The organism is Bacteroides sp. BFG-637, from assembly GCF_024793605.1.
GTDB classification, from domain to species: Bacteria; Bacteroidota; Bacteroidia; order Bacteroidales; family Bacteroidaceae; genus Bacteroides; species Bacteroides vicugnae.
Genome location: NZ_JANUPD010000002.1, coordinates 6,604,581 through 6,629,461, shown reverse-complemented (window position 1 = coordinate 6,629,461; position 24,881 = coordinate 6,604,581). Strand labels below are relative to the sequence as shown.

General features: G+C 43.6%; 16 protein-coding genes and 1 pseudogene. 11 read left to right on the top strand and 6 right to left on the bottom strand.

What is annotated here, in order from left to right; translation table 11 throughout:
• Window position 1: 1 nt before the first annotated feature.
• From scpA to NXX38_RS26170, 4 genes are all read left to right on the top strand, one after another.
• The gene (gene scpA, locus NXX38_RS26185; protein WP_148365149.1) at window positions 2-2,149 is read left to right on the top strand and encodes a methylmalonyl-CoA mutase; all 2,148 of its coding nucleotides are present in this window, start codon (window positions 2-4) and stop codon (window positions 2,147-2,149) included.
• A 293-nt stretch (window positions 2,150-2,442) separates the two neighbouring features.
• A complete protein-coding gene (locus NXX38_RS26180) occupies window positions 2,443-4,617 on the top strand; it encodes a DNA topoisomerase 3 (RefSeq protein WP_148365148.1) in 2,175 nt (724 codons plus the stop codon).
• A gap of 785 nt (window positions 4,618-5,402) precedes the next feature.
• Complete coding sequence (locus NXX38_RS26175; protein WP_258981731.1) at window positions 5,403-7,436, top strand: hypothetical protein; 2,034 nt, start codon at window positions 5,403-5,405, stop codon at window positions 7,434-7,436.
• A gap of 196 nt (window positions 7,437-7,632) precedes the next feature.
• Window positions 7,633-8,640, top strand: a complete 1,008-nt coding sequence (locus tag NXX38_RS26170) for a linear amide C-N hydrolase (RefSeq protein WP_258981729.1) — start codon at window positions 7,633-7,635, stop codon at window positions 8,638-8,640.
• 110 nt (window positions 8,641-8,750) lie between these two features.
• Here NXX38_RS26170 and NXX38_RS26165 read toward each other — a convergent pair whose 3' ends face one another.
• Together NXX38_RS26165 and aroC are read right to left on the bottom strand one after the other, a co-directional pair.
• Entirely contained in the window at window positions 8,751-10,115 is a 1,365-nt protein-coding gene (locus NXX38_RS26165; RefSeq protein ID WP_258981727.1) for a dipeptidase, read from the bottom strand.
• The gene (gene aroC, locus NXX38_RS26160; RefSeq protein WP_004306728.1) at window positions 10,115-11,191 is read right to left on the bottom strand and encodes a chorismate synthase; all 1,077 of its coding nucleotides are present in this window, start codon (window positions 11,189-11,191) and stop codon (window positions 10,115-10,117) included. The genes NXX38_RS26165 and aroC overlap by 1 nt, the downstream gene beginning before the upstream one ends.
• A gap of 161 nt (window positions 11,192-11,352) precedes the next feature.
• On the opposite strand from aroC, the gene NXX38_RS26155 reads away from it, so the two are divergent.
• Window positions 11,353-11,919 (top strand): calycin-like domain-containing protein, encoded by a 567-nt coding sequence (locus NXX38_RS26155; RefSeq protein ID WP_195650553.1) that lies wholly within the window; start codon window positions 11,353-11,355, stop codon window positions 11,917-11,919.
• Here NXX38_RS26155 and NXX38_RS26150 read toward each other — a convergent pair.
• Both NXX38_RS26150 and NXX38_RS26145 read right to left on the bottom strand, forming a co-directional pair.
• Window positions 11,916-12,701: a porin family protein gene (locus NXX38_RS26150; RefSeq protein ID WP_074637572.1), complete on the bottom strand. Its 786-nt coding sequence runs from the start codon at window positions 12,699-12,701 to the stop codon at window positions 11,916-11,918. The genes NXX38_RS26155 and NXX38_RS26150 overlap by 4 nt on opposite strands.
• A 32-nt stretch (window positions 12,702-12,733) precedes the next feature.
• Window positions 12,734-13,819, bottom strand: a complete 1,086-nt coding sequence (locus tag NXX38_RS26145) for a PCMD domain-containing protein (protein ID WP_234132952.1) — start codon at window positions 13,817-13,819, stop codon at window positions 12,734-12,736.
• 133 nt (window positions 13,820-13,952) lie between these two features.
• Between NXX38_RS26145 and NXX38_RS26140 the strand changes: the two are divergent.
• A pseudogene (locus NXX38_RS26140) lies at window positions 13,953-15,238 on the top strand (serine dehydratase subunit alpha family protein).
• A gap of 112 nt (window positions 15,239-15,350) precedes the next feature.
• On the opposite strand, the gene NXX38_RS26135 reads toward NXX38_RS26140, so the two are convergent.
• Window positions 15,351-15,929, bottom strand: coding sequence for a peptidylprolyl isomerase (locus NXX38_RS26135; protein ID WP_004306740.1), 579 nt, complete (start codon window positions 15,927-15,929; stop codon window positions 15,351-15,353).
• A 481-nt stretch (window positions 15,930-16,410) separates the two neighbouring features.
• Here NXX38_RS26135 and ilvD point away from each other — a divergent pair, with 481 nt between their 5' ends.
• The 5 genes from ilvD to ilvC all read left to right on the top strand — a co-directional run bounded on the left by ilvD (window position 16,411) and on the right by ilvC (window position 22,408).
• Window positions 16,411-18,210 (top strand): dihydroxy-acid dehydratase, encoded by a 1,800-nt coding sequence (gene ilvD / locus NXX38_RS26130; RefSeq protein WP_195357651.1) that lies wholly within the window; start codon window positions 16,411-16,413, stop codon window positions 18,208-18,210.
• A gap of 29 nt (window positions 18,211-18,239) precedes the next feature.
• A complete protein-coding gene (gene ilvB, locus NXX38_RS26125; protein ID WP_148365141.1) occupies window positions 18,240-19,934 on the top strand; it encodes a biosynthetic-type acetolactate synthase large subunit in 1,695 nt (564 codons plus the stop codon).
• 56 nt (window positions 19,935-19,990) lie between these two features.
• On the top strand, window positions 19,991-20,554 hold the full coding sequence (gene ilvN / locus NXX38_RS26120; protein WP_008650275.1) for an acetolactate synthase small subunit: 564 nt from the start codon (window positions 19,991-19,993) through the stop codon (window positions 20,552-20,554).
• Entirely contained in the window at window positions 20,554-21,297 is a 744-nt protein-coding gene (locus tag NXX38_RS26115; protein WP_195357647.1) for an acyl-[acyl-carrier-protein] thioesterase, read from the top strand. Before ilvN ends, NXX38_RS26115 begins: the two co-directional genes overlap by 1 nt.
• A gap of 67 nt (window positions 21,298-21,364) precedes the next feature.
• Complete coding sequence (gene ilvC / locus NXX38_RS26110) at window positions 21,365-22,408, top strand: ketol-acid reductoisomerase (protein WP_122136875.1); 1,044 nt, start codon at window positions 21,365-21,367, stop codon at window positions 22,406-22,408.
• 478 nt (window positions 22,409-22,886) lie between these two features.
• On the opposite strand, the gene NXX38_RS26105 is transcribed toward ilvC, so the two are convergent.
• Entirely contained in the window at window positions 22,887-24,824 is a 1,938-nt protein-coding gene (locus NXX38_RS26105) for an AAA domain-containing protein (RefSeq protein ID WP_258981719.1), read from the bottom strand.
• Between the last annotated feature and the right edge of the window lie 57 nt (window positions 24,825-24,881).

Sequence of the window (24,881 nt, the reverse complement as noted above, 5' to 3'; positions counted from 1 at the left end):
GATGAGAAAAGATTTTAAAAACATCGATATATATGCCGCATTTCAGCCGACGAATGGTGCTGAATGGCAAAAGGCTAACGGTATCTCCGCTGACTGGAAAACACCGGAACACATTGAAGTGAAGCCTGTTTATACAAAAGAAGACCTTGAAGGAATGGAACATCTTGGCTATGCTGCCGGACTCCCTCCTTATTTGCGCGGTCCGTATTCAGTAATGTACACTCTTCGCCCTTGGACTATCCGCCAGTATGCCGGATTCTCCACTGCCGAAGAATCAAATGCATTCTATCGCCGTAATTTGGCTTCCGGTCAGAAAGGTTTGTCAGTAGCATTCGACTTGGCTACTCACCGTGGATATGACCCCGATCACGAACGTGTAGTAGGCGACGTAGGTAAAGCCGGTGTATCTATCTGTTCATTGGAAAATATGAAAGTGCTGTTCGATGGTATCCCATTGAACAAAATGTCTGTGTCTATGACAATGAATGGAGCTGTGCTTCCGATTATGGCATTCTATATCAATGCCGGTTTGGAGCAAGGTGCTAAACTTGAAGAAATGGCCGGTACTATCCAAAATGATATTCTGAAAGAATTCATGGTGCGTAATACTTATATTTATCCGCCTGCATTCTCTATGAAGATTATTTCTGATATTTTCGAATACACTTCGCAGAAGATGCCTAAGTTCAACTCTATCTCTATCTCCGGTTATCACATGCAGGAAGCAGGTGCAACTGCGGATATCGAGTTAGCTTATACATTGGCCGATGGTTTGGAATATCTTCGTGCCGGAACGGCAGCAGGCATTGACATTGATGCATTTGCACCGCGTCTGTCTTTCTTCTGGGCGATCGGAACCAATCACTTTATGGAAATAGCCAAGATGCGTGCTGCACGTATGTTGTGGGCGAAGATTGTGAAGCAATTTAATCCGAAGAACCCGAAATCACTGGCATTGCGTACTCACTCACAGACATCCGGTTGGTCGTTGACAGAACAGGATCCGTTCAATAACGTAGGGCGTACTTGTATTGAGGCTATGGCTGCAGCTCTGGGGCATACTCAATCTCTGCATACCAATGCATTGGATGAGGCTATCGCTCTTCCGACAGATTTCTCTGCACGTATTGCCCGTAATACTCAAATTTATATCCAGGAAGAAACTTATGTTTGCAAGAACGTTGACCCATGGGGTGGATCTTATTATGTAGAGTCTCTGACTAATGAGCTGGCACACAAGGCTTGGGAACACATTCAGGAAATTGAAAAATTGGGTGGTATGGCGAAAGCTATCGAAACAGGTATTCCTAAGATGCGTATCGAAGAAGCTGCTGCACGTACACAAGCCCGTATTGACAGTGGTCAGCAGACAATTGTCGGTGTGAACAAGTATCGTTTGGAAAAAGAAGCTCCGATTGATATTCTTGAAATTGATAATACGGCTGTTCGTCTTGAACAGATTGAAAACCTGAAACGTTTGAAAGAAGGACGTAACCAAGCTGAAGTGGACAAAGCATTGGCAGCAATTACCGAATGTGTAAAGACTGGCAAGGGTAACTTGTTGGAATTGGCTGTGGAAGCAGCTCGTGTTCGCGCAACATTGGGTGAGATTTCTTATGCTTGCGAACAGATAGTAGGACGTTATAAAGCAATAATTAGAACGATATCAGGCGTGTATTCATCAGAAAGTAAAAACGATAGCGACTTCAAACGTGCTTGTGAACTGGCCGAGAAGTTTGCGAAGAAAGAGGGACGTCAACCTCGTATCATGATTGCGAAAATGGGACAGGACGGTCACGACCGTGGTGCTAAAGTCGTAGCAACCGGTTATGCTGACTGTGGTTTCGACGTGGATATGGGACCCTTGTTCCAGACTCCGGCGGAAGCTGCTCGCGAGGCTGTTGAAAACGACGTTCATGTAGTAGGTGTTTCTTCACTGGCTGCCGGACATAAGACATTGGTTCCGCAAATTATTGAAGAACTGAAGAAACTGGGTCGTGAGGACATTGTAGTGATTGCCGGTGGTGTTATTCCTGCACAAGATTACGATTTCTTGTATAAGGCAGGTGTAGCTGCTATCTTCGGTCCGGGTACTCCGGTAGCGAGAGCTGCTTGTCAGATTTTGGAAATTCTAATGGATGAAGAATAATCTCTGAAATTCTTTTGAATCATATTGTATTCCCACCTTTTAGACCGGTTTAGGTTTAAAAGGTGGGATGTTTTTTTTGTTTATATTCCTTTTCTTCTCCTAATTTTGTCATTTGTCCAGCTTTCAATAGAAGATTTCATAGTAGATGAATATATGAATAGATGCGGTTTATTTCATTCAGTGGAACTTATCCGATCTATGACTTTATGGACTTTTTTCTCTCTTCATGCGGTCAATGAGAAATAATCGTGTAACTTTGTAAACTGTTAGTGTAAAAACAAGAAGAGAAAAAAATGATAGTTTGCATAGCCGAAAAGCCATCAGTAGCACGCGATATAGCCGAAGTACTCGGCGCTCATACCAGAAAAGAAGGATATATAGAAGGAAACGGATACCAGGTGACCTGGACATTCGGGCATCTTTGTACCCTGAAAGAGCCGCATGAATACACGCCTAACTGGAAATCGTGGAATTTAGGTAGTCTGCCAATGATTCCTCCACGTTTCGGCATCAAGCTGATAGAGAATCCTACATACGAAAAACAATTCCACATTATCGAGGGACTGATGCAGAACGCAGATGAAATTATCAACTGCGGTGATGCCGGGCAAGAAGGAGAATTGATTCAGCGTTGGGTGATGCAGAAAGCAGGTGCACGCTGTCCGGTGAAACGGCTGTGGATTTCTTCATTAACAGAAGAAGCTATCCGGGAAGGGTTTGCGAAGCTGAAAGATCAGACTGATTTTCAATCACTCTATGAAGCCGGACTTTCCCGTGCGATGGGTGACTGGCTATTGGGAATGAACGCCACCCGTCTTTATACCATTAAATACGGTCAAAATAAACAGGTGCTTTCCATTGGTCGTGTGCAGACACCGACCTTGGCACTGATTGTCAACCGCCAGTTGGAAATAGCCAATTTCGAACCCAAGCAATACTGGGAACTGAAAACCAACTATCGGGATACTACTTTTTCCGCACTTATCCGCAAAAGTGATGAAGAAATAGCTGCGGAAGAAGAAAAGAACGGTGGAAAAAAGAAAATAGATAATCCGGGTATCGACCCTATTGCTAACCGGGAAGAAGGTGAGGCATTGGTAGAACGTATAAAGGATCTTCCGTTTGTAGTCACTAGTGTTGGCAAGAAAGACGGGAGAGAGTTCGCCCCACGTTTGTTCGACTTGACTTCTCTTCAGGTAGAGTGCAACAAGAAATTCGCTTATTCAGCTGATGAAACGCTGAAACTGATCCAGTCTCTTTATGAGAAGAAGGTAGCTACCTATCCGCGTGTCGATACTACTTTTTTGAGTGATGATATTTATCCGAAATGTCCCGCTATCCTGAAAGGACTTCGTGATTACGAAGTCTTGACAGCTCCGTTAGCCGGCACTACACTTCCTAAATCAAAAAAGGTATTTGACAACTCGAAAGTAACGGATCACCACGCCATTATCCCGACCGGAGTCTATGCTCAAAACCTGACGGATATGGAACGTCGTGTCTATGACTTGATAGCCCGTCGTTTTATAGCCGTATTCTATCCGGACTGTAAGATTTCTACTACTACAGTCATGGGCGAAGTGGATAAGATAGAATTCCGGGTAACCGGAAAACAAATCCTGGAACCGGGATGGCGTGTTGTATTTGCCAAAGATGTAAAAGAACCTACCGAAGAAAAAGAGGAAGAGGATGAAAATGTACTTCCTGCTTTTGTAAAAGGAGAAAGTGGTCCTCACATTCCCGACCTGAATGAAAAATGGACGCAGCCGCCCAGACCTTATACCGAAGCAACTTTGCTTCGTGCAATGGAGACAGCCGGAAAACTGGTGGACAATGATGAACTTCGTGATGCCTTGAAAGAGAATGGTATCGGTCGGCCGTCTACCCGTGCTGCCATTATTGAGACATTATTCAAACGGAACTATATTCGTAAAGAAAGAAAGAACCTGATTGCCACCCCGACAGGAGTGGAGTTGGTGCAGCTCATTCACGAAGAATTATTGAAATCGGCAGAACTGACTGGTATTTGGGAAAAGAAGTTGCGCGAAATTGAAAAGAAGACATACGATGCCCGCCAGTTTCTCGAAGAACTGAAACAGATGGTTTCGGAAATAGTGATGAGTGTACTTTCTGATAACACAAACCGACGCATTACTATTCAGGATGCAGTAGCTGCAAAAGCCGAAGAGAAAGAAAAGAAAGAAACTAAAAAGCGCGAACGTAAATCGAGTGCACCGAAAGAAAAGAAACCAAAAACAGGAAAAGCGGCAAACGAAGTGAGTTCTAATTCGGCACCTTCTCCGGCTCCGGTTACTACTCCTGCTTCAACTCCTTCTGCTGCAGGTGATGTAGATACGTTTGTAGGTCAGCCATGTCCGCTTTGTGGTAAGGGAACTATTATTAAAGGAAAAACTGCTTACGGATGTTCGGAATGGAGAAATGGATGTACTTTCCGGAAAAATTTCTAATATAAAAGGGGTAAGATAATTGGGAGTAAAAAGACCGTCATATCACGAAGAGAGTGAGAGATGGAGGTTCTGCAATTAACAGGTTGGATTTAATCTGCATTATATGAATGCGGCCTCTTTATTATGCTGCATTGAAACAAATTAAGTGTGTTTGCAGTCCAGACAAATTTCCTACCTTACTATTGCTTTTTACTGATTTATTTTGTATCTTTAGTGGTTTCATCCTTTCAGAGATAGATGGTCACCTTATAGAATGACTAATATCACCTTATAAAGTGACATTAGTCATTCTATAAAGTGACCATTGTCCCGTTGTAACGTGACAACTACTCGAGTGCATAAAAGATTCTAGTTTTCTGCATAGAAAATCTTAAATCTATGCATTGAATAATCTTAAATACAATAAAGGTTATGGAGATATTACTTTATGGAAGTAGAATATCTTACTCGATCTTTATACGAATTTTATTTCGTTCCATAGCTGTTATCTTGTGATTAATGTCTTCTTGCACTGGTGAATTTCATTTTATATGCTGCCATACGATGACAAGGTAAAGTACACTGCTGAAAATAGTTAAGTGAAAAGCTACCTGGTTTGTTGAAAAATACTATATTTGTACACAACTCTAAATGTTCTATTTATGAAACACGACTGTCAACCAAAACCCATTGATACGGATTATATGGTATTGGTGCATGATATGATACGATTATCAGGACAAATAGCTCGAAATGTACACAATATGGGTAGAACCTGTATGTTTTGCCATCAATAAGTTATAAGCATGAACCGTTTTATAAACTACTACAAGAAGATATTCTCACAAGAGTATATGGATCGCACCATTTCGGGGGGTATCAAGTCGCAGCTCACCCTGTTACTCGTTACTATTGCTACGGTGCTGGCTATCTTCTTTATCATCGTGATGTTCTTCTCTATCCAATTTTATGGACATGAGGAATGGGGCGAAAGGCTCTGGGTGGTGTACAACAACTTTGTGGATCCTGGTAACCAAATGAACGAGACAGCTTGGTCCAGCAGGCTATTGCTGGGAATTGTTAGCTTTTCGGGATCCATTTTATTGGGCGGTGTGCTCATCTCTACCATTTCCAACATTATAGAGCGGCGTGTGGATGTGGTAAACACGGGGCGAATGACTTACCGCAACATAACTCAACACTATGTATTGATAGGCTTCAATGAACTATCTATCAATATGATACGCGAACTATATAACGAATGTCCTTCGGCACGTATCTTGCTGATGAGCGGTATAGAGGCAGCAACGGTGCGCCATCGCATACAGTCTGCCTTGCCCATCGAAATAGAGCGGCAGGTGCTTGTTTACTTTGGCAACATTGAGTCGGCCGAAGAACTTCAGCGGTTGAACATAGTGAGCGCGAGTGAAGTGTATGTATTGGGTGATGAAGAACGTTGCGGACGCGATGCTAAGAATATAGCGATTGTGCATTTGGTGAGTGCTTTGCGTGGCAAATGCCCCGATGGCAAGGTGATGCCTGTGTATGTACAGTTCGACAGCATCCCTTCGTACTCTAACATACAGAAAATGAATCTGCCGCCGGAGGTGTTTTGCATTGAGGGGAAACCTAATATCTTTTTCCGTCCCTTTAACCTCCACGAGAATCTGGCCCGGCAACTATGGAGTCTCTATGCTGCCGATAGTGAAAGATATTATGATCCGCTAGACTATCGCCCCATAAGCATAACGCAACAACCTGATGGAAGCTGGAGTGCTACTAGTCAAGACTATGTGCATCTGGTTATTGTGGGATTCAACCGGATGGGACGCTCGCTGTTGCTTGAAGCACTACGTATCTGCCATTATGCCAATTACGATGACCGTCTGCCGGCAGATGAACGCATACGTACCCGCATCACTTTAGTAGATCGAGAGATGGAGTCACAGAAAGACTACTTCAAAGCTCAATTTCCTTATATAGAGAGTCAGATAGACGATATTGAGGTAGAATATTGCCATGACGACATTTGTAGTACTGCTATGCGCACCCGTCTACAACAATGGGCACAAAATAAACACTGTATGCTTACAGTGGCTATTTGTGTGCATGATCCCGATTTGAGTCTCTCATTAGGACTCAATTTACCGCATGAGGTTTATCAGCATCAATGTCGTGTACTTATCCGTCAGGATTTCAATAACGATTTGTCGTCGATAGTGGATGATGAGCAAGGGCGTTATCGTTATGTCAAGGTGTTCGGCATGGTAGATAGGGGGATGAAGAAAAACATCTTGCAGGATAAACTCGCTTTGTATGTGAATTACCTCTACGATTGTTGCTATACGGATGAAAGCCTCAAGCAGAAAGAGGTGTTGAAGAAGATGTATGAATCTTATAGCAGCCACTCTGCCGACTTCATCTTGATGAATCACCAGGCACACTATCTGTGGAATAAATTGAGCGAGCCGTTACGTTGGGCTAACCGCTATCAACTGGATGCCTATAGTGTGTTTTGTCGCACGTTAGGCTACGGTATTAAGCGGAGCGACCGTTCGCCGGCGTGTATATCCGTATCTATGTTCAATGAGAATCTACCGTCTCAAGTTTTGTATCTGTTGGTGCGCATGGAGAAATACCGATGGAATGCCGAGCGTACGGTGGCTGGCTGGAGACGTGCCGAGGTGAAAGATAAAGTTTTCTTGCAACACCCTCTCATTATGCCTTTTAACGAATTGTTGCAAAAGTACCCCGAAGAGGTGGAGAAGGATGCCGACGTTATTCTTAATCTGCCCTATGTACTGGCATTGGGAGGATATGAACTTTATAAACTGGCGTAACCCTTATACGTTGAAAACCTAAAATTTCTTCCTGCATTGAATAAATGCCTTTTTTTCATTAAAATCATCTTTCTTTTGAGGAATAATTGTGGTGCATTTGTTCTTATTATAAATAAGAAGATCAATTATTTAAATAGAATGAATATGAAGAAAAAAATTAGCAGGAGTTGCATTGGTGTTGGCTACCGTCTCTTTGATGAGTATACAGCCTGTAGAAGCATGTACGCGTGCAGTGTATATAGGCCCTGACCAGATGGTGGTAACGGGACGTACAATGGACTGGAAAGAAGATATCATGACGAATATCTATGTATTTCCGCGTGGCATCCAACGTATGGGACATAATAAGGAAAAAACAGTGAACTGGACTTCCAAATATGGAAGTGTGATTGCTACAGGATATGATATAGGTACTTGTGACGGAATGAACGAGAAAGGATTAGTAGCTAGCCTGCTTTTCTTGCCGGAATCCATTTACTCTCTCCCCGGTGATACCCGTCCGGCAATGGGCATCAGCATTTGGACACAGTATGTGCTTGATAACTTTGCCACGGTACGCGAAGCGGTGGATGAATTGAAAAAGGAGACTTTCCGCATTGATGCTCCCCGTATGCCGAATGGAGGACCGGAGTCTACCTTGCATCTGGCTATCACTGATGAAACAGGCAATACGGCCGTATTGGAATATCTGGATGGGAAATTGAGCATTCACGAAGGAAAAGAATACCGGGTAATGACAAATTCTCCTCGATATGAATATCAGTTGGCCATTAATGATTACTGGAAAGAAATCGGTGGCTTGCAGATGTTGCCGGGAACCAACCGGGCAAGCGACCGTTTTGTACGGGCTTCATTTTACATTCATGCCATTCCGCAGATTGCGGATGCAAAGATTGCAGTTCCCAGCGTATTGAGTGTGATGCGTAATGTTTCCGTGCCATTTGGTATTAATACACCGGAGAAGCCTTATATATCTTCTACCCGTTGGCGTTCCGTATCCGATCAGAAGAATAAGGTATATTATTTCGAATCTACCCTGACTCCGAATTTGTTTTGGCTGGATTTGAAGAAAATTGATTTTAGTCCGAAAGCCGGTATTAAGAAACTGTCTCTGACAAAGGGCGAAATTTATGCAGGTGATGCAGTGAAGGATTTGAAAGACAGCCAATCATTTACCTTCCTTTTCGAGACTCCGGTCATGTAATTTGTCAGTGTGATAGATATATAAAAGAGTGGTGGACAAATGCTTGTAATCAAGCTTGTCCACCACTCTTTTATATGTATCGTTTATAACTTGATTGTTATTTATCCGCTTTATCGTCTGGCATATTCCTGATGAAACTCTATGACTGCCTCTATCCCTTTCCGGAAGATATCCAATGAGCAATTCTCATTTGGAGAATGAATCGCATTCGATTCGAGTCCAAATCCCATCAATACGGTTTTGATTCCCAATACCTGTTCGAAAGTAGAGATGATGGGGATACTTCCGCCACGGCGTACCGCCAACGGCTTTTTCCCGAAAGCGATTTCGAAACCTTTCTCTGCTGCCTGATAGGCAGGAAGTGAAATCGGGCACACATATCCTTGTCCTCCGTGCATGGGAGTCACTTTCACCTGTACTGTATTAGGAGCGATACTAAGAATATAATCTGCGAACATTTGCGAAATCTTATGGTGATCCTGATGCGGCACTAACCGGCAAGAGACTTTAGCATAAGCCTTTGAAGGCAGTACGGTTTTAGAACCTTCTCCTGTATATCCGCCCCAAATGCCACATACGTCAAAAGACGGACGGCAACTGTTACGTTCCAATGTGCTATATCCTTTTTCTCCGAAAAGCTCTTTTACACCGATTGCTTCTTTGTATTTCTTTTCGTCAAAGGGAATATGGGCTATCATTTCCCGTTCGGCTTGCGGCACTTCTTCCACATCATCGTAGAATCCGGGAACAGTGATACGTCCGTCGGCATCCGTTACTTTGCTGATAATCTGGCAAAGCACGTTGATCGGATTGGCTACCGCACCCCCGAAATGTCCGGAATGCAAGTCACGATTCGGTCCCGTCACTTCTATTTCCCAATAAGCCAGCCCGCGCAGACCAGTAGTCAATGAGGGCAGTTCGGCTCCCAGCATACTCGTATCTGACACTAGAATAACGTCTGCTTTCAGCAATTCTTTATGTTCTTCGCAGAAGGCTTCCAAGCTGGGCGAACCTATTTCTTCTTCACCCTCGAAGATGAACTTCACATTATTCTTCAGTAATCCGTTTTTGACGAGATATTCGAAAGCTTTCACCTGAATGAACGATTGTCCTTTGTCATCATCCGCTCCACGTGCCCAGATATGTCCGTCACGTATTTCCGGTTCAAACGGTTCGCTTTTCCAGAGTTCCAATGGTTCGGCCGGCATCACATCGTAATGAGCGTAGATTAATACAGTCTTTGCATCCGGGTCTACGATCTTTTGAGCGAAAACAACCGGATTGCCCTGTGAGGGCATTACCAATGCTTCGTCCACACCTGCTTCCAATAACAGCTGTGCCCAGCGTTCCGCACAAGCCAGCATATCGTCGTGGTGCTCCGGCAAAGCACTGATACTGGGGATGCGGATGAGGCTGAACAAGTCATCCATCATCTTTGGTTCGTGTGCCGCTATGTATTTCTGAATCTCGTTCATTAGAGTTGCGTCGTTTTATCCAGTAAGTAATAATCGAGTATAGTCATGGCGGCCATTGCTTCTACGATAGGTACGGCACGAGGTAATACGCAAGCGTCATGACGTCCGCGTGCTTTCAGAGTGGTGTCGACGCCATCAATGTTGACAGTTTCCTGTTCCATCAGCAGCGTGGCAATCGGTTTGAACACTACACGGAAATAAATATCCTGACCATTACTCAATCCTCCCTGAATACCTCCGGAGTGATTGGTGTGCGTCTCGATCCGTCCGTTATTGTTATAGAAAACATCGTTCTGTTCGGAACCTTTCATTTTCAATCCCTTGAATCCTTCGCCGTATTCGAATGCTTTGGCAGCGTTGATGCTTAACATGGCGTTACCCAAGGCAGCATGAAGTTTACCGAAAACAGGTTGTCCCAATCCGATGGGGCATCCCTTAATGACACAGGTCAGTGTACCTCCGATGGTATCGCCTTCACCTTTTACCTTATAGATAAGGTCTGCCATTTCTTTTGCTTTTTCAGGGTCCGGACAACGTACATCGTTGGTTTCTATCAGGTCGAAATTATAGTCCGAGTAAGTACCCTCAAGCTTGATAGGACCTACCTGCGAGGTATAGGCAGTGATGTTGACTCCCAGTTGGCGGAGTGCCAGCTTAGCCAATGCACCGGCTACAACGCGCGAAATCGTTTCGCGTGCAGAGGAACGTCCGCCGCCGCGATGGTCACGGATTCCATACTTCACCGTGTATGTGTAATCAGCGTGTGAAGGACGATATACATTTTTCAGATTGTTGTAGTCATTGGGGTGTTGGTTTTCATTCCAAACTATAAAACCGATAGGACACCCGGTTGATTTCCCCTCAAAAATACCTGAAAGAAACTCTACTTTATCAGCTTCTTTGCGTGGGGTGGTAAGGATTGATTGTCCCGGACGACGGCGATTTAGTTCTTGTTGTACAAATTCTTCGTCGATGGTAATTCCTGATGGGAATCCGTCAATCACTCCTCCAATTCCTTTTCCATGAGACTCACCGAAACTTGTGAGTCGAAAGATATTGCCAAATGAATTAAACATAGTTGTGGCTTTTTTAAAATTACTATATGCAAATATAACAAAGTTTTCGGTAAGAAAGTTGCGAACTCGAAATAACTTCGAAAAAGGAAGCATATTGAACCTTTTTTCTTCTTTTTAGTTTATAAAGGACGAATTTATTGTAATAACTAAACCAAAGACGTATGAAAAAGAATCTATTGTATTTATTGGCATTGGTATGTGCTCTAACTTTCTTTGCTGCTTGTAGCAGTGACGATGACAACAGTGATAACAAGAATAACGAGAATCCTCCCGAAGAGGAAGCTGTGATAACGGCTCCGGATGTAATCGGAACGTATTGGGGAAATCTGGATATATCCATGATACCGGATGGTTCTGACCAGGAAATTGTCATCGGCGACGGAATAGAGAAGTTTATCACGCTCTCGCAGGTCAGCAATACGGAAGTGAAGATTGAACTGAAGGATTTTGAATTGTTCATCAATCAGCAGATACTAAAATTTGGAGATATTGTCATTGATAAATGTGAAGTGAAGAAGGGGGAAGGTGTGTCTACATTCACCGGACAGCAAGACCTTACGTTTGAAGGAGATGCCGCCTCTTTGGGTACTTGCCCTGTGACAGTTACGGGAACTGTAGAAGATGGAAATGCAGACATGACTATTAATGTGAAAGTGCCTGCATTGCAACAGACGGTGAAAGTAACCTACTCCGGAGTGAAGCAGGTGGCAGAGCCTAGTGGGACTTAAAAAGCATACCCGAAACCTATATTCAAGTAGATGGGGTACATGGCAAAAGTGATCGTATTAAAATCGTTTTTAAATATATCATTCAATCCCCAGGTAAGATCGGCGTACACATTGAGGTGTTTGAAGGCTCGCCATCCGGCTCCTACTTGTAGTCCCCATTGGAAATGTCTCAAATCGTCCGAGAAATCGTATGTTGCAATTTTGCCGTCGGTAAACTCTACTTTCGGACCGGTGGGATTATCTTCCCGCAAATATCCTTCGTATACATGACCTGAAAATTCTCTTGAAAGCAGATAGGAGAAATAAGGCCCGGCTTTGATGTTCCACCGGTTGGTTAGTTTGTAGGTAGCCATTAGAGGTATTGTCAGTCCGGCGGTATGTACTTTGGTTTTTACTCCGCCTGTCCATACTCCGCTGATTCTTTCACCTCCTTGCCCGAGAATCTCCATATTATAATTCTTCACAGTGGCTTCGGTAGTCATTGCTTTGTTTTCAAGCCGCAATCCGACTATAATTCCGAGCTTATTCTGAACGGCAATCCATTTGGTCACTTCACCTCCTATACTGATAGCCAATGTCGGGTTATATCCGTCAATGGAACGGATTTCCACCGGAAGAGGAAGCGGGGCTGTGCCGCCAATGCTGAAACCTGCTTTTATCTCATATTCCAGTCCGTGAAGGGCGGAACGGATCAGTGTTTCATTTCGATCAACCTGTGCATAGCCGGGGAGGGCTATTCCTATACAGGTTAGTAAGCTGAATATATACGGATAGATTTTCATCGTTCTTGTTGTTATAAAGTTATTTAGTTCTACTAATTTTCCGAGTGATAGATTAACTCGGCCTCGTCAATGAGCAACGTACTTCCGATTGCTCCGTTAAAATGATCTCCTTCCAGACTTGAGGTGAACACTATGGCTATATTATATTTTCCATCCCTTAGCTTTTCCTTATCTATGAATTTGCCGGGGAGAGTGGTGAAAGGCAGCTTAAAGTAAGTCCATTCATTTGTTTCTTTGGCATTATCAATCCGTGCTGTTGAAATTAGATTTGGGCTGGTAAACGCGTTCGTCCCATCAAGAGTTGGAACAGATTCACTGGTTTCGTACATGATGGCATATATGTCACAGATATCCCGTTTCCCATTTACAGGTTTGCCTCCTTCTGTAAACTGATCTCCTGCTTTATATTTATAATAACCTGCCAGATAAGTAGGTACATGCCGGAAAGGAAGACCGAATTTAGTTGCTTTAAGCGGATTACTCATCGCATTGTTTACATCGAAGGAACCGATAAACAGATTTCCTGCCGCAATGGGCATTCCTGCTAACTGTCCGAAGAATCCGGTACTGCGTGTCACTAAAGAAAGGCATTTGCCGGCTTTTCCGTCCGTTGTTTGGAAAGTAGGATAATCATCAGCTGTTTTAGCTACGCCGGTCATGGCATAGCCCGCATTTCCGCTGGCCCATTCCATAACGACTTTATCTCCTTCGCGTTCTACAAATATGTAGTACTTCTTTCCGCCAAGCGTATCTTCGAAATTATAGTTCGTGGCAAGTTCGGTGTCGATAACCGATACGATATACGTTTTCTTCCAAACACCATCGGCGGCTGTAACAGTATATTCTTGTGGAGTATTGAAATTTCGTTCCGTACCGCTAAGGGGATTAATTGTAGCTCCCGGAGTCAATGTAAATTCAGGTGTAAGTTCTGAAATATCAGTTCCCGGACCGACGAAGATAGTGATGGAATTATTGTTAATAATAGGACTGGTTGTCATGGCTACTCCCGGTAGTATGCAACTTAATATGTCTGCTTCTGCATTGAGAGCTTCTTCGCGGATACAAGAAGAGGAAACAATAGCCAGCAGCAAATAGAGAATCACGTGTTTTGCTTTCATTTTTCTATCAATTCTTTCTGTTAAAGTTTGGTATATGGAAGGTTTTATAACAATATGAGATTTTATTTGTTCATTATAGAATGCTGGAAAAGAAAGAATTTCCTATTTTTGTGGAACTAAAACTTATAAGTCCATGACTGAATCAGAAAGAAGGCAAATTATAGAATTGATTAAGAAAGAAGTCATTCCGGCTATTGGATGTACGGAACCTATCGCAGTAGCGCTTTGTGTAGCTAAGGCTGCTGAAACGCTGGGAGTGAAACCGGAGAAGATAGACGTCTTGTTAAGTGCTAATATATTAAAGAATGCCATGGGAGTCGGAATCCCGGGGACGGGTATGGTAGGGCTTCCCATAGCTGTAGCTTTAGGTGCGTTGATTGGCAAATCAGACTACCAGTTGGAAGTGTTGAGGGACTGTACGCCGGAAGCGGTGGAGCAGGGAAAACTGTTTATTGCAGAAAAACGGATTTGTATTTCTCTGAAAGAAGATATTACGGAAAAGCTTTATATCGAGGTGAACTGTAAAGCGGGAGATAAAACAGCTAAAGCTATCATTGCCGGTGGACATACCACCTTTATATATATAGCCAAGGGTGAACAGATATTGCTCGACAAGCAACATACTGTCAGCGAGGAAGAGGAAGATGCTTCGCTCGAATTAAACTTGCGTAAAGTCTATGACTTTGCACTGACTGCTCCGCTGGATGAGATCCGTTTTATCCTTGATACAGCCCGTTTGAATAAAGCTGCTGCCGAGCAAGCCTTTAAAGGTAACTACGGACATTCTCTAGGTAAAATGCTTCGAGGAACTTACGAACATAAAGTGATGGGTGACAGCGTATTTTCTCATATTCTCTCTTATACATCAGCTGCTTGCGACGCCCGGATGGCGGGTGCAATGATTCCTGTCATGAGTAATTCCGGCAGTGGTAATCAGGGGATATCCGCTACACTCCCTGTCGTTGTCTTTGCCGAAGAGAACGGAAAGAGCGAAGAAGAACTTATCCGTGCTTTAATGCTAAGCCATCTTACTGTTATATACATCAAACAAAGTTTAGGACGTCTGTCCGCTTTGTGTGGCTGTGTGGTAGCTGCCACCGGATCCAGTTGTGGAATCACTTGGTTGATGGGGGAAACTACAATCAGGTTGCCTTCGCCGTTCAAAACATGATTGCTAATCTGACAGGAATGATTTGTGACGGTGCAAAACCGAGTTGTGCTTTGAAAGTAACTACCGGAGTTTCGACAGCCGTATTATCTGCAATGATGGCAATGGAAGACCGTTGTGTGACTTCCGTAGAGGGAATTATCGACGAAGATGTAGATCAAAGTATCCGCAACCTGACAAGAATCGGCTCGCAAGCCATGAACGAAACGGATAAAATGGTGCTTGACATCATGACGCATAAAGGATGCTGATTTCAAGTATTAAGTATTAGCTCAAATAACGGCATAAAAAAAGTATTAAGTATTAAAGCCCGGCTGTGTCCGCACGGAATTAATACTTAATACTTTATATTTAATACTTTATTTAGTGACAGTGCCCGCCTTCGCAACCGCAGTCATCGCCACAGCCATCACCGCAGCTGTCGCATCCGCAACCGCAGCCATCACCACCACTCATCATTTTCACAAGTTCCTGAATTTCTTCGTTCGTAGCAGGACGGCTTTCCAGTATTTCACCTTCAAAGATCAGGTCGGCACCAGCCAACGGGTGGTTGAGGTCGACTACTACAATATCCGGTTTGATTTCTACTACGCTGGCATTTACGCGTTGACCGTCACCAGTCATCAAAGGCACGATGTTACCCTCTTTAATACGTTCGCTGTCAAATTTGCCATCTATTTCAAAGATATTTTTGGGGAGGTCAATAACGTGTTGTTCGTCATATTGTCCGTAAGCCTTATCTGCCGGAATGGTAAAGTCAAATTTATCACCTTTAGAAAGAGCAGTTATCTGATTTTCGAAATCTTCGAGTGTTGTTCCTAATCCTGAAATGAATTGAAAGGGATGTTCTGCTTTTGCTTCTTCGAACAACTCTTTTTCACCATCTTCCATTGTATATAGTTTGTATGCAACGGTAATGTACTTGTTTTCTACTGTTTCCATCTGATATTTTTTGTTTCTGATTAATAATTCCCGGTAATCCGGGTCGACAAAGATACGAATTATTTGCTTTTACTCCGGTATAGGGAGGGTAAATTTCAGATTATTAAGTGCTTTTGTCAGAAAAGAAAAGTAGGACACATCCTTTGATAATAGTTGTAAATTCAACCTTTAAGTGATAAAATAGAGAAATAATACCACTCTTCTCTTACAATTATTAGCTTTTAAGTGATTTTTTTCTTCGATTTGTTTGGAGTTAATAAAAAAGCCCTTACCTTTGCAGCACGAAAATAAAGAAAAGAAGATATGAATATGTTACATACATCTATTAACCTAGCAGTCCTGCATATTATTCGCGTCGTGGTGGTCCCATCAAGAGCGTGAGAAAGGTTTTTGTGTTGTATGTGTTCGTACCATAAAAGATAGAATTTAGAGCCTTTCTCACTTGTGTGAGGAAGGCTCTTTAATTAAAAGATAGATTGAAATGAAAAAGCAATTACGCAGTTCGTTTAGTACACAAGGCCGTCGGATGGCGGGAGCCCGTGCATTATGGGCAGCCAACGGCATGAAGAAGAATCAGATGGGTAAACCCATTATCGCTATCGTCAATTCGTTCACACAGTTTGTTCCGGGACATGTGCATCTGCATGAAATCGGTCAACTGGTGAAGGCAGAGATTGAGAAGCTGGGATGCTTCGCTGCGGAATTCAATACAATAGCTATCGACGACGGTATAGCAATGGGACATGACGGTATGCTTTACTCGCTTCCTTCACGTGACATCATTGCAGACAGTGTAGAGTATATGGTTAATGCGCACAAGGCAGATGCAATGGTATGTATCAGCAATTGCGATAAGATCACTCCCGGAATGTTGATGGCAGCTATGCGTCTGAATATTCCTGCCGTATTTGTATCGGGCGGTCCGATGGAAGCCGGAGAATGGAATGGTCAGCACTTGGATTTGATCGATGCAATGATTAAATCGGCCGATGAAAGTGTCAGCGATCAGGAAGTAGCGAATATCGAGCAAAATGCTTGTCCTACTTGCGGATGTTGTTCCGGTATGTTTACCGCTAACTCAATGAACTGCCTGAATGAAGCAATCGGACTGGCTCTTCCCGGAAACGGAACCATCGTGGCTACACACGAGAACCGTACGCAGCTTTTCAAAGATGCAGCAGAACTGATCGTGAAAAATGCAAAGTTATATTATGAAGAAGGAGACGAAAGCGTACTTCCCCGTAGTATTGCTACCCGTCAGGCTTTTTTGAATGCCATGACGCTGGATATAGCGATGGGGGGATCGACCAATACAGTTCTTCACCTGTTGGCTATTGCTCATGAAGCAGAGGTAGACTTCAAGATGGACGATATCGACATGCTTTCCCGCAAGGCTCCTTGTCTCTGCAAGGTGGCTCCCAATACACAGAAATATCATATTCAGGATGTAAACCGTGCCGGTGGTATCATTGCTATCATGGATGAACTGGCAAAAGGAGGTCTGATAGATACATCCGTTCGACGGGTAGACGGAATGTCATTGGCGGAAGCTATTAATGAATATTCAATCACCAGCCCGAATGTAAGTGAAAAAGCAATTAAGAAATATTCGAGCGCAGCCGGAAATAGATTCAATCTCGTACTTGGCTCACAGGGTATGTACTATAAGGATTTGGATAAAGACCGTGCAACCGGATGTATCCGCGATTTGGAGCATGCTTATAGCAAAGACGGTGGATTGGCCGTGTTGAAAGGTAACATTGCGCAAGACGGTTGTGTAGTAAAAACAGCAGGTGTAGACGAAAGTATCTGGAAGTTTACCGGACCTGCCAAAGTATTTGATTCGCAAGAAGCAGCCTGTGAAGGCATTCTCGGAGGCCGAGTCGTCAGTGGCGATGTCGTCGTCATTACGCACGAAGGTCCGAAGGGTGGTCCCGGTATGCAGGAAATGCTTTATCCTACCTCTTATATTAAATCTCGTCATCTCGGAAAAGAATGTGCTTTGATTACCGACGGACGTTTCAGTGGCGGAACTTCCGGATTGAGTATCGGACATATTTCTCCTGAAGCGGCAGCTGGAGGCAATATCGGAAAAATTGTAGACGGAGACATCATAGAAATCGATATTCCGGCCCGGAAGATTAACGTGCGACTGACGGATGAAGAATTGGCAGCCCGTCCGATGACTCCTGTCACTCGTGACCGTTATGTGCCGAAGAGTCTGAAGGCTTATGCCAGCATGGTAAGTTCTGCCGATAAGGGAGCAGTGAGATTAATCTGATATAGTTCATTTATCAACTATCAACTAATATGAAAGATTTAATAACAGGTGCAGAGGCTATGATGCGCTCTTTGGAACATCAGGGAGTGACTACCATCTTCGGTTACCCCGGTGGTTCCATAATGCCGGTGTTTGATGCCTTGTACGATCATCGAAATATATTGAACCATATTTTGGTTCGTCACGAGCAGGGAGCTGCCCATGCGGCACAAGGTTATGCCCGTGTATCAGGAGAAGTGGGCGTTTGCCTGGTGACGAGCGGTCCCGGAGCAACTAATACGGTAACAGGTATTGCAGATGCGATGATCGATAGTACACCTATCGTAGTGATTGCCGGACAGGTAGGAACAGGGTTTCTTGGAACAGATGCTTTTCAGGAAGTTGACTTGGTAGGTATTACGCAACCAATCGCCAAATGGAGCTATCAGATCCGTCGTGCGGAAGATGTGCCCTGGGCGGTCGCACGTGCGTTTTATATTGCCCGTAGTGGTCGTCCCGGTCCGGTGGTACTGGACTTTGCCAAGAATGCGCAAGTAGAAAAAACGAAATACGAACCGACGAAAGTCGATTTTATCCGCAGTTATGTTCCTGTTCCCGATACGGACGAGGAATCTGTACAGGCAGCTGCCGAACTGATTAATAACGCCGAACGTCCGCTTGTATTGGTAGGACAGGGTGTTGAATTGGGAAATGCACAGAACGAATTGCGTGAATTTATCGAAAAGGCGGATATGCCTGCAGGCTGTACGCTGCTCGGACTGTCTGCTTTGCCGACAGAACATCCGTTGAATAAAGGAATGTTGGGTATGCACGGTAATTTGGGGCCGAATATCAATACCAATAAATGCGATGTGCTGATTGCCGTTGGTATGCGCTTTGACGACCGTGTGACTGGCAATCTGGCTACTTACGCCAAACAGGCGAAGGTGATTCATTTTGATATTGATCCTGCGGAAGTGAATAAGAATGTAAAGGTAGATGTAGCTGTTTTGGGAGATTGCAAGGAGACTTTGGCTTCTGTGACTAAACTCCTGAAAAAGAGAACTCATACCGAATGGATTGATAGTTTCAAAGAATATGAGAAGGTAGAGGAAGAAAAAGTAATCCGCCCTGAACTTCACCCTGCAACAAACTCTTTGAGTATGGGAGAAGTGGTACGTGCGGTAAGCAATGCTACTCATCATGAAGCAGTTTTGGTAACAGATGTAGGTCAAAATCAAATGATGTCTGCACGTTACTTCAAATATACGAAAGAACGCAGTATCATCACTTCCGGAGGACTTGGAACTATGGGCTTCGGTCTTCCCGCAGCTATCGGGGCAACTTTTGGAGCACCGGAACGTACCGTATGCGTATTTATGGGAGATGGCGGACTGCAAATGAATATTCAGGAACTGGGTACAATTATGGAGCAGAAAGCTCCGGTGAAAATTATCTGCCTGAATAATAATTACCTCGGAAACGTACGCCAGTGGCAAGCTATGTTCTTCAATCGCCGCTATTCGTTTACTCCGATGTTGAATCCGGATTACATGAAGGTTGCTTCGGCTTATGATATTCCTTCCAAACGTGCTTTTACCCGTGAAGAACTGAAAGAAGCCATTGCAGAAATGCTGGCGACGGATGGTCCGTTCCTGCTCGAAGCGTGCGTAGTGGAAGAAGGCAATGTTCTGCCGATGACTCCTCCGGGTGGTTCGGTCAATCAGATGCTGTTGGAATGCTAGGAGAAGTTGAATATTGAGAATGGAAGATTGAAAGTTCGCAATTAAAATTTAGGATTATGAGTGACAAGACATTATATACGATAATAGTTCATTCCGAAAATATAGCCGGATTGCTGAATCAGGTAACTGCTGTATTTACTCGTCGGCAAATCAACATCGAGAGTCTGAATGTATCTGCTTCTTCTATTAAAGGTGTACACAAGTATACGATTACAGCCTTGACAGATAAGGACACCATTGAGAAGGTGGTGAAACAGATCGAGAAGAAGATCGATGTGATTCAGGCACATTATTTCACCGAGGATGAAATATACTTCCATGAGATTGCACTTTATAAGGTATCTACCCCTGCTTTTCAGGAAACTCCGGAAGCATCCAAGTTGATCCGCAGATACAATGCCCGTGTAGTGGAAGTCAATCCGGTATTTTCTATTGTTGAGAAAAATGGCATGAGCGAAGATATAACCTCACTCTACGGTGAACTGAAGGCTTTAAATTGTGTTTTGCAGTTTGTTCGTTCGGGACGCGTAGCGATTACTACCAGTTGCTTTGAACGGGTGAACGAGTTTCTCGATGGACGGGAAGCCATGTATAACCAGAGTAAAAACCAACAAGAATAATGAGTGAAGAAAATAAAATAGGAACTTATCAGTTTGTGGCAGAACCGTTTCATGTTGACTTTAACGGACGTCTGACTATGGGCGTACTGGGAAATCATCTGTTGAATTGTGCAGGTTTTCACGCAAGTGACCGTGGCTTTGGTATTGCAACACTGAACGAGGATAATTACACTTGGGTACTTTCGCGTCTAGCTGTTGAGTTGGATGAAATGCCTTATCAATATGAGAACTTTTCAGTTCAAACATGGGTGGAAAATGTCTACCGCTTGTTTACTGACCGTAACTTTGCTATTATTGATAAGGATGGGAAAAAGATTGGTTATGCGCGTTCCGTATGGGCAATGATTAATCTCAATACCCGCAAACCGGCCGATCTATTGACCTTGCACGGAGGAAGTATCGTAGATTATGTCTGTGACGAACCTTGTCCTATTGAAAAACCTTCACGTATCAAAGTGACAAGCGATCAGTCAATGGCTACCCTGACGGCAAAATACAGTGATATTGATATTAACGGTCATGTGAACAGCATCCGTTACATTGAGCATATCCTTGATTTGTTCCCGATAGAGTTGTACAAGACCAAACGTATCCGCCGTTTCGAGATGGCGTACGTGGCCGAAAGTTATTTTGGTGATGAGCTCTCTTTCTTCTGCGACGAAGTGAATGCAAACGAGTTTCACGTAGAAGTAAAGAAGAATGGCAGCGAAGTTGTTTGCCGTTCGAAAGTGATATTTGAATAAATGTGAGAATACAAAATTAATTAATAACGGATGACGTAAGTCATCAAAAACTAAAAACAAAAAGAAAATGGCACAGTTGAATTTTGGAGGTACTACTGAAACTGTAGTAATCCGTGACGAATTTCCATTGGAAAAAGCTCGTGAAGTATTGAAAAATGAAACAATTGCTGTAATCGGTTATGGCGTACAGGGACCTGGACAGGCACTGAACTTGCGTGATAACGGTTTCAATGTAATCGTTGGTCAACGTGAAGGAAAAACATACGATAAAGCAGTAGCAGACGGATGGGTTCCGGGCGAAACTTTGTTCGGCATTGAAGAAGCTTGCGAGAAAGGTACTATTGTAATGTGCCTGTTGTCTGACGCAGCAGTAATGTCTGTATGGCCTACTATCAAACCTTACTTGACTGCCGGAAAAGCTCTTTATTTCTCACACGGTTTTGCTATCACTTGGAATGACCGTACAGGTGTAGTTCCTCCTACTGATATCGACGTTATCATGGTTGCTCCTAAAGGTTCGGGTACCTCTTTGCGTACTATGTTCCTCGAAGGACGTGGCTTGAACTCTTCTTATGCTATCTATCAGGATGCTACAGGCAAAGCAATGGATAGAACCATCGCACTGGGTATTGGTATTGGCTCCGGTTATCTGTTTGAAACAACTTTCCAACGTGAAGCTACTTCTGATTTGACAGGTGAACGCGGTTCATTGATGGGTGCTATCCAAGGTTTGTTGCTGGCACAGTACGAAGTATTGCGTGAAAACGGTCATACTCCTTCTGAAGCATTCAATGAAACAGTGGAAGAACTGACACAGTCATTGATGCCGTTGTTTGCAAAGAACGGTATGGACTGGATGTACGCTAACTGTTCTACTACTGCTCAACGCGGTGCTCTTGATTGGATGGGCCCATTCCACGACGCTATCAAGCCGGTAGTTGAAAAGTTGTATAATAGCGTGAAGACTGGTAACGAAGCACAGATTTCTATCGACAGTAATTCACAACCTGATTATCGTGAAAAATTGAATGAAGAGCTCCGTCAACTGCGTGAAAGCGAAATGTGGCAGACTGCTGTTACTGTTCGTAAACTTCGTCCGGAAAACAATTAAACTGGATAAATTATACAAGTTTGTAAAAGGGAGAGGGCTGTTTGCTTTCTCCCTTTTTGGGTTAAAAAGAGATTTAGAAATGAATAAATGAAGCTTTCCGAAATTATTTTTCAAAAATATATTGATTATATGGACAAAAAATGCAAGTTTATGTTTATCTTTGCGTCATCAGATAAAATAAACGAGAAGTATGAATTAACTTAACCAGCCCTGAAGAATGATTAACATCACTAAATAAATAAACGAATGACGCTGCTTTTGATTTCTCAGAAGTGGTGATTTAGTGTGTTTTATCTTTATGGGAGTTGATATTTCTTTTTGAAATCTGCATTTGTATATTGAAAGTAAAAGTCATTTTAATGGCTTCTTAAATAAAGAATAGTACTGACGTAAAATAAAATATTGTTTGTTTTGTTTGTGTTAAAACGAAGTGTGGTTTCGTGAGAAAGTGCACTTTGTTAAAAGGAGGATTAAGTATTTAATCCTCCTTTTTAATGAATAACATCAGCCTTTTGTAAAAAGGATGTTTGGTAAGGGTAGAGGTGTCTCCTAATATAACAAGCTTCATTCGTGCCCTTGTAATCGCTACATTCATTCTTCGCAAATCATTCAGGAACCCAATCTGCCCATCCTCGTTGGCACGTACAAGACTGATGAAAATAACGTCCCGCTCCTGTCCCTGAAAACCGTCTACCGTGTTTACGGTGATGAGGCTGCGGAAGGGGCGTAAAAAGCTGCTCCCTTTGATCTTTCCCCTCAAATATTGCACTTGCGCCTTGTAGGGTGAAATCAGACCGAAATCAATTCTTTCATCCAATATCCGTTCTTTGCCGATCCGTTCGATATATGCTTCCAGTTCCTGTAGTAATAGATTGGCTTCCTGCTTGTTGATGCGTCCGAAACTCTCACCTACAAAATCTTCGTGAAAGTCCATTTCCGAAGTATCAATCCAATTCATAGGAGTGTCAAAATCAAGAATACCCCGGTAGCGCACTTCCGGGGCAGCTTCCAGTTCTCCGTGGTAGAACCAGTTGGAGGGAAACTGCATGATGGCTTCGTGCATTCTGTACTGTACCTTTAGTAAAGAGACAGCAGAAGGCTTTTGCTGAACCACTTTTTCCATTAACGTGTGATCCAGTCCTCCACGAGCGGCTTCTATACATTTGATAGTCGGCGGGAGCTGGCAATGATCTCCTGCAAGGATGACGCGGTCTGCTTTGCAGATGGCAATCCAGCAGGCAGCTTCGAGCGCTTGAGCAGCTTCGTCAATGAACAAAGTAGGGAAGCGACGCCCGTTGAGCAGACGATGGTTGCTGCTGACCAGTGTAGAAGCAATCACACGGGCACTATCAAATAGATCGGCATTGATTTGTATTTCCAACTCCGTAGCACGATCGCGGAGATGGCTCATGCGATTACGCATACCTTCCCGTTCAGAATAACTTCCCTGGCGCATCCGGCTACCCATTTCACGGATAGATTTGCGAATTCCCCAAAGTTCCGGATAGGCAGGATGGCTTTCAAACCGGCGTTCGTAGGTGGATGAAAGCATTCTGTCGTTGACCCGGGTAGGATTCCCGATGCGGAGTACGGGTACTCCCCGGTCTACCAGTTTCTCACAAATCCAGTCGACAGCAGTGTTGCTTTGTGCACAGACAAGCACTTGCGGTTCCCGGTGCAATGTTTCGTAAATTGCTTCGACAAGAGTCGTTGTTTTTCCGGTTCCCGGAGGACCGTGAACGATGGATACATCACGTGTGCAGAGTACCTTGTTGACAGCTGTTTCCTGGGTGCTGTTCAGCCAGGGGAAGCGGACAGGATATAACTCCCGGAATCCCGGTTTTTGTGTGCCAAGCAAAATATCACGCAGTTCTGCCAGACGATTATCTTTAGCGCGTATGGTGTCTTCCAGTGCCTCGAACATGGCCCGGTAGGATGTTTCGTCAAAATAAAGTTGCACCCCCAGTATGCCGTCAGTTTGCAGTTCCGCTAAAGCTCCCGCTCCGGGAAGTACAACTACCATTCGCTCCTCATCTGCAAAGCTGACAGTAGCGATGAAATTCATGTACTTCACTTTTCCTTCGAATGACTGGTGGAAAAAGCAGACGGGGCGGCCGAACTCGAAGGAATGCTCCATTTCTTTATTTTCGGTCCGTGTAATATCTATTACAAGCTGATTCAGAGAATTGTAGTAACTTCGGCCAAGAGAGACGGGATACCAGCAGAGACCGCGTTTCACTTTACGGGCAACGCCCATTGTTTCGGTCTGCCGTTTAAATTCTTCCTTTTCGTGTTCATACTCCATCCGTAGGAGGAGTTGCTGTTGCTGAAGGTCGATGATTGGACTTTTCGGATTATTACTCATAATAGGCGCAAAGGTAACAAATCTTCGTTCCGGGTAGAAAAAATATTTCATTTTGTTAAACATTACTCGAACGCCGTTCGTTATTTTTATAGATAGACTCATAAAAGA